This window comes from Simiduia sp. (assembly GCF_058345725.1).
Window position 1 is genome coordinate 1 of sequence record NZ_JBTUOC010000030.1, and the last position, 11,034, is coordinate 11,034.

The window sequence follows — 11,034 nt, forward strand, 5'->3', positions numbered from 1 at the left end:
GGCCATTTCAGCAGCGGTTACCGGCACCGGGTGCTGGGCGGGATTGGTGAGTACGCCGGTTAAAGCGCAGGTGACGACGGCCAGATCAGCGTGGGACATGGGCGCTCCTTGGTGAGTGCGACAACAGGATTCTCACACTACCAAGCAAGCGCTTGGTTGACAATGCCCTGTGGATAGGATTTATTGCTTTTCATACTGAGGTAGTAAAGCAGGAGACTAAGGTGGCCAGTGTGCGGGTGTTAGAGGATGCAACTTCTGCAAAGGGCAATATATTGCGCGCCGCTGCGAGTTTGTTTCGCGAGCGAGGTTTCGCGCGCACCACAGTGCGCGATATCGCCGCCGCCGTGGGCATGTTGTCGGGCAGCTTGTTTCACCACTTTTCGTCAAAAGAGGCGATCCTAGCGCAGCTGATGGAAGAGCTGATTTTATTGGTTGAAGACGCAATGGAGCAGCGCCTGGCAGCGGAATCCGACCCGAAAGCGCGCTTGAAGGTGTTGGTCACCTGTGAGTTACAGGCCATTCACGGCGAAATAGGCACGGGCTTCAGCATCTTGATGACTGAGTGGCGCTCGCTCAGCGAGGCCAGCCAAAGCCACATTTTGGCGCTGCGCAATCACTATGAGCAGCGCTGGCACAGCTGCCTACAGGCACTTAAAGAATCTGGACAACTGCCGGCCGAGCCCCTGCTGGCGCGGCATTTTATTCGCGGCGCCGCCATGGAAACCTGGCATTGGTACAAGCCTCAGGGCTCGTTAACCTTGGCCGCCTTGGCCGATGAGTTGGTGCAGTTAGTGTGTCATTGATGGCTGATTTAGATCTGCACGTGTCAACCGATAGCGGAGAACTCCGTTGTACGGGGGGAAAGGCACAATAAACTTCAGAACGAGGCAGACTATGAACCCATTACACAGCATTTCCGCCACCGCAGCGTTGATTATCAGCACCTGGGCTTTGCCTGCTATGGCTGATACTCAGATTGCCGACCGTCACGATGCGCGCGGCGACCAAAAAGAGGCGCGTCTGGATGCACGCGGTGATCGGGTGGCGGCGCGACTGGACGCCAAGGGCGACCGTGTGGCCCAGCGCCTGGATAATAAGGGTGACCGCATCGACCAGCGCCTGGACACCAAGAGCGCTCGAGCAGAGGCTAGCGGGCACACACAGCGGGCTGCCAGGCTCGATGCCAAAGGCGATCGCATTGATCAGCGCCTGGAAAACAAAGGCGAGCGCATCGATCGTCGCCTCGATCAAAAGGGTGAGCGGGTAGATAACCGGTTGGATCGCAAGGGCGAGCGGGCGAACCGGCGCACGGACCAGCGCGGAGAGCGCAAGCAGCGCGCCGCAGTCAAGCGCCGTTAGCAACTAACGGCCTGCGCCGCCAAGGTGTGGCCGCGCAATATCCAACAGGGGGCTTGTTCGCGAGCCCCATTGGTCTATATTGTTGAAACCGTTAGGAATATAACAACAATCACATAAGACCATACAGGGCATGCCATGGCGTTTTTGGCTGAATTTCCTCCGCTGACACTGGGGTTGATGGCGTTAATTGGCGTGTTGGCCCTGTATTTTGTGGGGCCTGGCTATAACAGCCACAGTGCCAGTCAAACACCCGCCATTCTAACCAGCACCGGCATCTTTGGGACTTTTCTCGGTGTGGCGCTGGGCTTGCTGGAGTTTGACACGTCCAATATCAGCGCCAGCGTTCCGCAATTAATCGATGGCTTAAAAACCGCTTTCTGGACCTCTATCGCCGGCTTGTTAGGTGCCTTGGCCGTTAAGATGCGGCACCTGTTCGCGCTCATGCGCCAGCGTCGCACCCAGGAAACCTACCACACGGCCACGGTCACAGACCTGGCCAATGTCTTAACCGATATTCACCAAAGTCTGCACGACGAATCGGCCGGCGGATTGCGTGCGGCACTCACGCTACACGCGGGCGAGCAGGTGCAAGAACTGCGCGCGCTGCAACAGCAACTCACCCAGTACCAAACAGAAATGGCCGAGGCCAACGCCCGCGCTTTGGTGGTGGCGATTGAGAAAGTTATGCGCGATTTCAACGCCGAAATTAACGCGCAGTACGGCGAAAATTTTCGCGAACTCAACGGCGCCGTGGGCAAGATGCTGCAGTGGCAGGAAAACTACAAAGCCGAACTGGAAGCCTTGCTGCACACCCAAACGGCCAATGGCCAATTGTTAGACAAGGCCGCCGAGGCCTATCGCGATATGGTTCAGCACGCCGAGGTGTTTAAGCAGGTGTCGTCTTCGCTCGGGCAATTGTTGGCGGGCACCGAGGCGCAATCTGAGCAGCTGGCCGGCCAACTTACCTTATTGGCCGATGTATCCGAGCGGGCCTCGGCAGGTTTGCCCATGCTGGGGGAGCGCATCGATCAATTGACGCAAACGCTGGCCGACGCGGTAGTGCACAATCAGCGCAATATAACCGCCACGCTCGACCAATCGCTCGCGCAAATGGCCAGCGCATCCGAGCGCGTGCACGGACAGTTGGCCGAGCTGGCGCAAGACAGCGACGCGCGCATGGCGCGTCACCTGGCCCAGGTGCAGCAGGGGTTAGAGACGGAGCTGGTGCAGGCGCTGAAAACCTTTGGCTATCAAATGACGTCGCTTTCCGAAAAGTTTGTAAATGACTATGCACCGCTTACCGAAAAATTGCGGGGCTTAATTTTATTGGCAGAGCAGGTAAACGCACAGGATGCAAAACCACAACAGCGGGCTAGAGCCCTCGCAGAATGACACCTTAGCGCAGGAGGAACACTGGGTATCAGTCAGCGATTTAATGGGCGGGCTGATGATGGTGTTTTTGCTGATATCTGTGATCTATATGGTGCAGTTGGAAATTGAGTCGCGCAAAATAAAAGACGTGGCCATTTTGTACGATCGCTTGCGCACCCAACTCTACGACGATTTACACCGGGAGTTTTCAGCGGATTTGCCGCGCTGGGGCGCTGAGCTCGATCGGGATTTAAGCCTGCGATTTTACAACACCGAGTTATTATTTGATCGCGGTGATGCCGAACTCAACCCGGCCTTCTCAGAAATATTGGCAGATTTCTTTCCCCGCTATGTGCGCATCCTAACCCGCGATAAATACCGCAACGACATTCTCGAAGTGCGCATAGAGGGTCACACCTCCAGTGATTGGGGACAGGGCTTTTCAGCCGACGATGCCTATATTCGCAATATGGCTCTGTCGCAGGCGCGCACGCGCTCGGCACTGGCCTATGTGTTGGCGTTGGCGCAGGTACAAGATCACAAGGCCTGGCTCACGGCACACCTCACCGCCAATGGCTTGTCTTCGTCAAAGCCTGTGTTGACGCCAGCGGGCAGCGAAGACGATGCGCGCTCGCGCCGGGTAGAATTTCGCGTGCGCACCGATGCCGATGCGCGCATCGCCACCATTTTGCAGGGGGTTCGCTAATGCCCCTGCCCGATTTCACAGATTTCCCACCGCTGTTAGCGCTGCGCCAAAAAATGGGTGCAACCGAACTTGGCAGTTATGATTTTTTCGATCCCGCCCGCCACTTAACCGGCGACGAGCGGGTGGCGCTGGCCGGTCAGGGCCTGGCTGTGGCGCGAGCGGCGCTGCGGCGATTAATCGATCACACGGTGGGGTTTAAAAATGCGCGCGTTCTGGTCTGGGGGGGCGAGGGGGGCGACTACCACTTGAGTTGGTGCAGCAAGTTCCCTACCCAGACTGCATTGTGGGTGGGTGCCAGCAAGCCGGCCGCTATGCGCGTGTGCAGTGCGTGTCTAGATCAGCTCCAATACGAAGGTCACAGTTCTCACCGCAGCCGGCATCAGGCCTATTACGAACAGGTGCGTGCAGAATTTAACGTCGGGGCTTTTTTTACGCGCTACCCCCATTACCCGGTGACCTAGTGGGCGTGCTTAGAGGGTTCGCGCGACAGGCTGGCATAGAAGGCCGCGATGTCCTCGGCGGTGGAGCGGCCTGGGTGGCGGCGATCGGTGCGCTTGCGCCGTTTGCGGTGATAGAGATCTACCGGCAGGCCCGCACAGCTGTCGTATTCCTGGCGGCGATCCTGTCCTTTGCGTCTTTCTATAAACACTCTGGGCTCTGGGTTCATGGTGTAGGGTCCTGGCTAGCACTGGGCCAGTGCTGTCGTTGACTCAGGTTGTCGTCGTAATACTACCGTAATATGGGTGCCAAACTAGTACTTTTTTCGTACCCAAGGTTCAGATCGTTCACTTGCCAATAAGTTCCCGTTGCCGGTCCGGGGTATAATCTCACTTCGTTTTATATGCCTATGAGTAACACCATGACCAAGCAGCAAGCCCTAGAAAACGCCCTGCGGGAGGCGTTCAGCCCCGTTTACCTGCAGATCGAGAACGAAAGCCACATGCACAATGTACCACCTGGGTCGGAGTCGCACTTTAAAGTGCAACTGGTGGCCGAGGCGTTTACCGGTAAGCGGCGGGTCCAGCAGCACCAGCTAGTGTATGGTGCCTTGGGCGACCTGATGAGCCAGATTCATGCCCTGGCACTGCACACCTGGGCACCGGCTCAGTGGCAGGGCGATCAGGCCCCCGCGTCGCCCCAGTGCCTGGGGGGTAGCAAAGCCGGTTGAGCTGCGCCTTTGTGGTTGTGCAGATTTTATCCAATCTCTACAATGCGCGCCTGATTCAGTTTGTATTTGGTTTTACACATGTCGTTTGTAGTTTGTGCACTGTATAAGTTTGTCGCCTTACCCGAATACCGGTCGCTTCGAGAGCCGCTGTTGGAAGAAATGACCCGCTTGGGCGTAAAAGGCACCCTGCTGCTGGCTTCAGAAGGCATTAACGGCACGGTGGCGGGCGAGCGGGCTGCAATCGACGGGCTGCTCAGCTATCTCAAAGCCAAGCCGGCTTTTGCGGAATTGGAGTGCAAGGAGTCTTACGAAGAGACCATGCCTTTCTACCGCACTAAGGTGAAGCTCAAAAAAGAGATTGTGACCATGGGCGTCCCGGGCATAGACCCGCGCCAAGTGGTGGGCACCTATGTAGAGCCGGAAGACTGGAACCAATTGATCAGCGACCCAGAGGTGACCCTGGTAGATACACGCAACTACTACGAGTATGAAGTGGGTAGCTTCAAGGGTGCGCTAGACCCGGCCACCGAGAGCTTTCGAGATTTTCCCGCCTACGTGAAGGCCAACCTGGACCCAGCTAAACACAAGAAGGTGGCCATGTTTTGCACCGGTGGCATCCGTTGCGAAAAATCCACGGCGTTGCTTAAGGAGCAGGGCTTTGAAGAGGTGTACCACCTCAAGGGCGGCATTCTAAATTATCTAGAAAAAGTGCCCGAATCGCAGTCTTTGTGGCAGGGCGAGTGCTATGTGTTCGACAATCGCGTGGCGGTCAACCACGCGCTGCAAAAAGGCAGCTACGATTTGTGTCACGGTTGTCGGCATCCCATTACCGAGGCCGACAAGCAATCGCCGCAATTCCAGCAGGGCGTTTGCTGTCCGCGCTGTCACCACCAATTGACGGAGGAGCAGCGGCGGCGCTTTGAAGAGCGTCAGCGCCAAATTGAATTGGCAAAGCAGCGCAACGATGTGCACATAGGGCGGGCGCCCACCGAGCGCCAGCGCCGCGCCAAGGCGAGCAACCGCGCTTAATGCGCGAGCAGTGGGTGGTCTGTACGGCAGGCTTGGCCCGCCGCGTCGGTCAACTGCTGGCAGCCAGCTTTCTGTCGGCCTGCGCCGCTCTGGCGCCCGAGCAGCAACTGCAGCAGGCCGCTATTGAAAATTGCGCCGCCCGCTATACCCAGCGGGCGGCCGCAGACCATTTTGCGCCCTACCATCCTGTGCAGGGCTTCGAGTTCCTGCGCATCAATCGCTATCTGGCGGCACAGATTCCCATGCCAGATCAGACGCTCGACCGTTTGGCATGGCTGCAATGGGCAAATGGTATGGCCAATGAAGCGGCCGGATGGGATTCGCCACCCGAGTGTGTGGCGACATTGCTGCCCGCGATAGCGGCCAGTGACTTACTCTGGCGTGCGCTTGTGGAGTCGGCTGTGGTGGCCGACGAATACCAGTTCTCACTGCGTTTATTGGGGCTCTATCCGCTCAGCCGCTGGCCTTTTGCCGCCGGTGTTGTGCGCGACCATGCGGCAACCCGCGAGCGCCAGCAGGCTTTTTCCCGAGATTTTGATCCGTCGTACTGGCGCTATTATTCCCCCCGACAGCTGCCCGACACAGTGGCGCGGCAAATTAGCGCGATTCGCGCCGGTAGTCAGCTGGATGGCGCAGCAGTGGTTGATCTGCTAAATCGGTGGGCGCCTGAATTTGCGCTGCCACGAGGTAGTGGCGACGCCAATGTGCCGGTGGCGCTGGCGCGCGATACAGCGGGCAAACTGTCAACTGAGCCTGCCGGCCAGGCATCGGACGGCGTTGCGCCACTCTACAGCTACGTCAGCTTGGGGGAGTTTGGTGGCCAGCCCAGTCTGCAGCTAAATTACCAGATCTGGTTTGCCCGGCGACCGTCGGCCCATGCCTTGGACCCGTTGGCGGGGCGTCTAGACGGGCTACATTGGCGGGTTCATTTGGATTCGAACCTCCAGCCCATCGCCTTTGATGCGATGCACACTTGTGGTTGCTGGTATCAGGTGTATCCAGTGCAGGGGTACCGCGTGGAAAGTCCAGAGGACGCCTGGCAAGAGCCCGTTTATGTCGGGGCAACGCTCGCTGCCAAACCCGGCCAGGTGCTCTATCTGCAGGCCGACGATCACAGTTTGTTGGGTGTGGGGGCCTTAGGCAGTCGCGGATCTGAGGTTGCGCCACATGCACTTTCCAATCATCCCATCCTGTGGGCCGCCGCCGGCTTTCGCGGGCCCAAATCGACCGCCGCCCAGGCCTATTGGCAAGTCTTTGACAGCCGGGGCAGGGTGCCCGAATCGGCTAGATCTGAGCGATTCTATTTTTGGCCAATGGGTATACCGGCGGCGGGCAGCATGCGTGCACCTGGGCATCACGCCATTGCCTTTACCGGTCGCCGGCATTTTGATGAACCTCGGCTGCTTGAGGCCCTGGGATTTACTGCCAGAAAGAGGGAGTAGGCGTCAGGCGAGGCAGTGTGGGATCTGGCGCACGCAAAGATAAACGAAGGTCTAGTACCCTTTATGGGCGGTAATGTGGTCTAATGCGGCACTTTGATAACGCCAATCCGGTGGCAGATGCCAACCTTTGTCATCGGTGCTGGAGGGCTCTGTTTAGAGCGGCGACGAGTAAAGGAAAAAGGTAGTTCTACTCATGGATTTCGAAGATTGGATAGTGGGCTCTGATGGCCAGTCGGCAAAGCACGCCAGCGGATTCAGTTTGAGCGTAGATGGCAACCCCAGAGATCCCCAGGGCGTCAACCCCGGGCGCTTTCCGCCAGAGTTAAGTGTCATCGATCAGGCGCGTCTCTTGCGCCACGGTGTGGAGGCCATAGCCAATGCCGCCAAGCAGAGGACAGCGCCCAAGCCGAAACCGGCAATGCCCAAATCAAACATTGATCGGCCAGTATTGTCGATTAAGCGCAAGGCTTCAGAAACAAAAACGCCAGCCTAAGCTGGCGTTTTTGCGTGGCGTTTTCGGGCCGCAATATACTGGCCCGGTACTCAGCGCGATGTGATCATATGCCCTTTCATGAGCATCAGGTTCTTGTGGTTGTCCACCAGGGTGAACAGCTCTTCAAACTTGGTTTGCGCCACCTGGGTGTCGTCGCCGGTTTCATTGGCGTAGGTAACACCCTTTAGCAGAGACGCTAATTCATTATTGACGCTGTCGATCGCAGCCAGAATATTTTGTGTGGTTTTCGCATCCCGGAAGATCCGGCCCTTACCGGTAGCGGCAAGATAGTTGTCGCACTCCAGTAGCCAGTCTTTGCGCTGCTCCAAATAGCTTTGGGTGTTGCGCATGCCGCGCCTGCGGTTGGTGTCTAGGTGCTGTTCGGTATAGCTTTGCAGGCTTTTCATGGTCGATGTCATGAATTCGCCGGCGATGCCGTCACAGTATTTCCAAGTCAAATAGCTGGGAAATTCCTGTCCAGTCTTCTTTGCTGCTTTGTCTCTTTGACAGGCCTCGTCGCAGGCGAGGGTCACTGGTGCTGCAAAGAGCCCCATGAGTCCTAGTGCAAGAATGATCTTTTTCATGATTAGCCGCCGTCTTTGTTATGCTTTTGCGTTATTTTCGAGCTACCATAGAGTGTATACGTCAAGTTTTTTGGTAAGTCAATAGTGAGTTTTGTGACCCCTCCGTCACTTTGTCTGTGACGGGGTGACAAATACCAGCTAATACCTTCGTATTAGCTGGTATTTGGGTGCTAAGTGGCGTTAGTTGGGCGCTTGCAGGAAAATTACACGGCTTCTGATTTTTGCCCACCTAGCGCTTGCGCCAGTGCGGGTAAAAATTGGCGCAATGTGAGGGTCATCAGTGAAAATTCGCTGTCGAGCAGGGCGAGTTGGTCGCTGCCAGCATTCTGTGCCTCCTGTTTGAGGTCGTCGCCAAAGGAGAGGCGTTTCACATGGCCCTCCTGGGTCAGAATGAACGTCAGTTGCTGCTGCCAATTTAGCGCCAGTTGTACAACCTGTTTGCCGGCGGTGAGATGTTGCTGAATTTCATCGCACAATAAATCGTGGCGACGGCACTTCAATATGGCGCCTTCTTCACCGGTTTCGCGCAGTTCGCATTCACTTTCCAGGGCCCAGCCCTCGGGCAGGGCGTCACCTTGCACCCATTGGGTCATTTGCACTGCCGGTGACAAGTCGTATTGCTGCAGCGATAGCGGCAGTGAACCCAGGCTTTGGCGCAACAAAGAGATTAGCTCCTCCGCTCGCGTGGGGCTGGCGGCATCAACAATTATTAGCCGCTGCTCCATGTCGATTAACGCATGGGTGCGACGACTTTTGCGCAATGCACGGGGCAAGCATTCGAATAGAATTTCTTCTTTCATTTGCTCTTTTTCTTTTCGATATACTCTGCGCTCTTCGGCATTCTCTATTTGCGCGGCTTTTTCTTCGACCATGTCGCGGATCACCGCGGCGGGAATAACTTTTTCTTCTTTGCGCAAGGTGATCAAGGCGGCATTTTGAGCGATGTGTGCCAGTGCGCTACTGTGCTTGCCTAGAGGCGGCACCCAGCCCTGCTTAAAGAGGTCTTGTTGTGAGCAGGGTGTAAAGGCCAGTTCATCCAATTGGTCTGCCAGTGCGGCCAAGTCGAGAGTAAAACCATCGCTGATGCGATAGATTTGTAAATTTTTAAACCACATGAAAAATTTCCGGTTACTGCAAAAAGGGAATAGTTGATTTTGTGATGGCCACTGCGAGAATGTAGATGGCACTTATGAGGGCTAGCAGCCAAGCGCTGATTCGTTGGGTTTTAGTGTGCGCAAAGCGGAAGGCGTAGAGACCTAGCCCTATGTAAATAAACAGCGCTGTGAGTTTTGCGTGTAGCCAGGGTTGCTGCAACGGCTGCCATTGGTAGATGTACAGTAGGCACAGGGCACTCAGTAGCAACAGTGTATCCACTAGGTGGGGCAGCCAGCGGGTGATTTTTGCACGCGCGAGCGGTGAGCCCATACCGTGCCAGACGCCACGCAGAACGAAGCCGCTAATCGACAGTAGCGCCAGCGACATGTGAAGGTGTTTCAGCAATAACATAGGATTAGTTGCCCGCCAATGCGCGCTGTACCAACTGGGTAAGCGTTGTTGGCAATGCCAGTTGCAGAGCCGCTTGTTGGCCTTTTTCCGACATTTTTCGCCAGGTTTTTTGAATGATGGCGACTAATTTGGTGTCTTCGTGCTTTTGGCTGAAGGGCGCTAGGTAAAACTGTAAGAATACTAGGCAAGCCACATCTTCCAAAGTTTGGGTCTCGCTATTGCTTTTCAGGTTTTCTTTGCGCAGCAGGCGACCCACAGTTTCGATCAGTTGTGGCTCTGCACCCAATTCCGTCAATAGCGCTTGGGTGCGCTGAGCGTGGTGTGCGGCCAGTGCTGTGCGCCAGCGGTGGTAGCCTGCGCGATCTTGCGGGTAGGTTGCGCGAGCTATTACCCAGCGCTCGATATGCTGCGCCCGCACTGCAATGCGCAATGCAAGGCTGGCATCGGGTTGGAACTGTTCGAGGCAGTCGGTCATACGCTGGCCGTAGATCCATTCGGCTGCCAATGGTTGGCCGTCGACGTCTACCTTGTTGGGGTCTTTTTGGTTGGCCGCATCGATCGCGGCATAGGCCTGGGCTAAGGTAAAGGTAGGCACTGTGATTCCTTTTAGAGGGCATCTGCCAGCTGTTGTAGCTGGCTTGGGTTGTCAATTGAAATGGCTTTGTTGTCGACACTGAGTAGCCCGTTTTTTTGCATGCGACTAATGACGCGGCTTACCGTTTCGAGTGTTAAACCTAAGAAATTTCCCAATTCACTGCGCGACATGGGCAGTCGCAATTGGCTAGCCGAAAGTTGGCGGCGTTGATGTCGCGCTGACCAACTCAATAAAAATGCTGCTACGCGCTCGTCGGCAGTGTGTTTTCCAAGTAGCGTGAGTTGGTGTTGCTCGTGACTGATCTCCCGACCCAAAATCTGAAAAATATGCTGTTGCAGCTTTGGTAGCTCCAAGCTCAAGGCCGATAGCTGATTGAAGGGGATTTCACACACGGCGCTGGTTTCCAGGGCATGGGCCGTGTTGGTGTGGCGCTGATCCGCCACGCCGTCCAGGCCAAGCACTTCGCCCGGCAGGTAAAATCCCGTAACCTGTTCTTGCCCACCTTTTGTGAGGGTCGTCGTTTTTAGCGCGCCTGCACGTACGGCGTAGAGTGATGTAAAAGGGCTGCCGGATTGAAATAACTGATCGCCCCTGTGCAGTGGTCGGCCGCGCTTGATGATGCTGTCGATGCGGGCGAGCTCGTTCGTAGAGACGCTCAGCGGTAGGCAAATAGCGCTTAGCCGACAGTCGCTACAGGAGAGGGCAGTATTGTGTGGGCAGTGGTCGCGCTGGACGGTCATGGAGGCATCTTGAGGCAGTGTGGGCCGATTATAGCGGCCTC

15 protein-coding genes are annotated in these 11,034 nt (G+C 56.3%); 9 read left to right on the forward strand and 6 right to left on the reverse strand.

All coding sequences use genetic code 11. The features are described from left to right. The first annotated feature begins 221 nt into the window (after nt 1-221). The 5 genes from ACW8F6_RS07415 to ACW8F6_RS07435 all read left to right on the forward strand — a co-directional run bounded on the left by ACW8F6_RS07415 (nt 222) and on the right by ACW8F6_RS07435 (nt 3,897). On the forward strand, nt 222-803 hold the full coding sequence (locus tag ACW8F6_RS07415; protein WP_491575216.1) for a TetR/AcrR family transcriptional regulator: 582 nt from the start codon (nt 222-224) through the stop codon (nt 801-803). Nucleotides 804-894: 91 nt separating this feature from the next. Continuing rightward, nucleotides 895-1,359, forward strand: a complete 465-nt coding sequence (locus ACW8F6_RS07420) for a hypothetical protein (protein ID WP_491575217.1) — start codon at nt 895-897, stop codon at nt 1,357-1,359. 135 nt (nt 1,360-1,494) lie between these two features. Beyond that, on the forward strand, nt 1,495-2,751 hold the full coding sequence (locus ACW8F6_RS07425) for a hypothetical protein (RefSeq protein ID WP_491575218.1): 1,257 nt from the start codon (nt 1,495-1,497) through the stop codon (nt 2,749-2,751). Continuing rightward, nucleotides 2,711-3,436, forward strand: coding sequence for an OmpA family protein (locus ACW8F6_RS07430; RefSeq protein ID WP_491575219.1), 726 nt, complete (start codon nt 2,711-2,713; stop codon nt 3,434-3,436). Before ACW8F6_RS07425 ends, ACW8F6_RS07430 begins: the two co-directional genes overlap by 41 nt. Continuing rightward, nucleotides 3,436-3,897 carry a hypothetical protein gene (locus tag ACW8F6_RS07435; protein ID WP_491575220.1) on the forward strand — a complete coding sequence of 154 codons (462 nt, stop codon included), beginning with the start codon at nt 3,436-3,438 and terminating at the stop codon, nt 3,895-3,897. The genes ACW8F6_RS07430 and ACW8F6_RS07435 overlap by 1 nt, the downstream gene beginning before the upstream one ends. Here ACW8F6_RS07435 and ACW8F6_RS07440 read toward each other — a convergent pair. After that, nucleotides 3,894-4,103 (reverse strand): hypothetical protein, encoded by a 210-nt coding sequence (locus tag ACW8F6_RS07440; RefSeq protein WP_491575221.1) that lies wholly within the window; start codon nt 4,101-4,103, stop codon nt 3,894-3,896. The genes ACW8F6_RS07435 and ACW8F6_RS07440 overlap by 4 nt on opposite strands. A gap of 192 nt (nt 4,104-4,295) precedes the next feature. On the opposite strand from ACW8F6_RS07440, the gene ACW8F6_RS07445 reads away from it, so the two are divergent. The 4 genes from ACW8F6_RS07445 (at nt 4,296) to ACW8F6_RS07460 (ending at nt 7,568) form a co-directional block, all read left to right on the forward strand. Further along, nucleotides 4,296-4,604, forward strand: coding sequence for a BolA family protein (locus ACW8F6_RS07445; protein ID WP_491575222.1), 309 nt, complete (start codon nt 4,296-4,298; stop codon nt 4,602-4,604). A 78-nt stretch (nt 4,605-4,682) separates the two neighbouring features. Next, nucleotides 4,683-5,633: an oxygen-dependent tRNA uridine(34) hydroxylase TrhO gene (trhO, locus tag ACW8F6_RS07450; RefSeq protein WP_491575223.1), complete on the forward strand. Its 951-nt coding sequence runs from the start codon at nt 4,683-4,685 to the stop codon at nt 5,631-5,633. After that, nucleotides 5,633-7,075, forward strand: coding sequence for a hypothetical protein (locus tag ACW8F6_RS07455; RefSeq protein WP_491575224.1), 1,443 nt, complete (start codon nt 5,633-5,635; stop codon nt 7,073-7,075). The genes trhO and ACW8F6_RS07455 overlap by 1 nt, the downstream gene beginning before the upstream one ends. Nucleotides 7,076-7,268: 193 nt before the next feature. After that, nucleotides 7,269-7,568, forward strand: a complete 300-nt coding sequence (locus ACW8F6_RS07460; RefSeq protein WP_491575225.1) for a hypothetical protein — start codon at nt 7,269-7,271, stop codon at nt 7,566-7,568. A gap of 50 nt (nt 7,569-7,618) precedes the next feature. Here the strand turns inward: ACW8F6_RS07460 and ACW8F6_RS07465 are convergent, their stop codons facing one another. The 5 genes from ACW8F6_RS07465 to fnr form a co-directional block, all read right to left on the reverse strand. Beyond that, complete coding sequence (locus ACW8F6_RS07465; RefSeq protein WP_491575226.1) at nt 7,619-8,152, reverse strand: hypothetical protein; 534 nt, start codon at nt 8,150-8,152, stop codon at nt 7,619-7,621. A 203-nt stretch (nt 8,153-8,355) separates the two neighbouring features. Further along, complete coding sequence (gene rdgC / locus ACW8F6_RS07470) at nt 8,356-9,267, reverse strand: recombination-associated protein RdgC (protein WP_491575227.1); 912 nt, start codon at nt 9,265-9,267, stop codon at nt 8,356-8,358. A gap of 13 nt (nt 9,268-9,280) precedes the next feature. After that, nucleotides 9,281-9,658 (reverse strand): SirB2 family protein, encoded by a 378-nt coding sequence (locus ACW8F6_RS07475; RefSeq protein WP_491575228.1) that lies wholly within the window; start codon nt 9,656-9,658, stop codon nt 9,281-9,283. 4 nt (nt 9,659-9,662) lie between these two features. Beyond that, a complete protein-coding gene (locus ACW8F6_RS07480) occupies nt 9,663-10,253 on the reverse strand; it encodes a DUF4202 domain-containing protein (RefSeq protein WP_491575229.1) in 591 nt (196 codons plus the stop codon). Nucleotides 10,254-10,264: 11 nt separating this feature from the next. Beyond that, entirely contained in the window at nt 10,265-10,993 is a 729-nt protein-coding gene (gene fnr, locus ACW8F6_RS07485; protein ID WP_491575230.1) for a fumarate/nitrate reduction transcriptional regulator Fnr, read from the reverse strand. Nucleotides 10,994-11,034: the final 41 nt, after the last annotated feature.

Excerpts from the sequence above, each read along its gene's own strand:
- ACW8F6_RS07420 (WP_491575217.1), top strand. The coding sequence starts at position 895 with ATGAACCCATTACACAGCATTTCCGCCACCGCAGCGTTGATTATCAGC.
- ACW8F6_RS07425 (WP_491575218.1), top strand. The coding sequence starts at position 1,495 with ATGGCGTTTTTGGCTGAATTTCCTCCGCTGACACTGGGGTTGATGGCG.
- ACW8F6_RS07430 (WP_491575219.1), top strand. The coding sequence starts at position 2,711 with ATGCAAAACCACAACAGCGGGCTAGAGCCCTCGCAGAATGACACCTTA.
- ACW8F6_RS07435 (WP_491575220.1), top strand. The coding sequence starts at position 3,436 with ATGCCCCTGCCCGATTTCACAGATTTCCCACCGCTGTTAGCGCTGCGC.
- ACW8F6_RS07440 (WP_491575221.1), bottom strand. The coding sequence starts at position 4,103 with ATGAACCCAGAGCCCAGAGTGTTTATAGAAAGACGCAAAGGACAGGAT.
- ACW8F6_RS07445 (WP_491575222.1), top strand. The coding sequence starts at position 4,296 with ATGACCAAGCAGCAAGCCCTAGAAAACGCCCTGCGGGAGGCGTTCAGC.
- trhO (WP_491575223.1), top strand. The coding sequence starts at position 4,683 with ATGTCGTTTGTAGTTTGTGCACTGTATAAGTTTGTCGCCTTACCCGAA.
- ACW8F6_RS07455 (WP_491575224.1), top strand. The coding sequence starts at position 5,633 with ATGCGCGAGCAGTGGGTGGTCTGTACGGCAGGCTTGGCCCGCCGCGTC.
- ACW8F6_RS07460 (WP_491575225.1), top strand. The coding sequence starts at position 7,269 with ATGGATTTCGAAGATTGGATAGTGGGCTCTGATGGCCAGTCGGCAAAG.
- ACW8F6_RS07465 (WP_491575226.1), bottom strand. The coding sequence starts at position 8,152 with ATGAAAAAGATCATTCTTGCACTAGGACTCATGGGGCTCTTTGCAGCA.
- rdgC (WP_491575227.1), bottom strand. The coding sequence starts at position 9,267 with ATGTGGTTTAAAAATTTACAAATCTATCGCATCAGCGATGGTTTTACT.
- ACW8F6_RS07475 (WP_491575228.1), bottom strand. The coding sequence starts at position 9,658 with ATGTTATTGCTGAAACACCTTCACATGTCGCTGGCGCTACTGTCGATT.
- fnr (WP_491575230.1), bottom strand. The coding sequence starts at position 10,993 with ATGACCGTCCAGCGCGACCACTGCCCACACAATACTGCCCTCTCCTGT.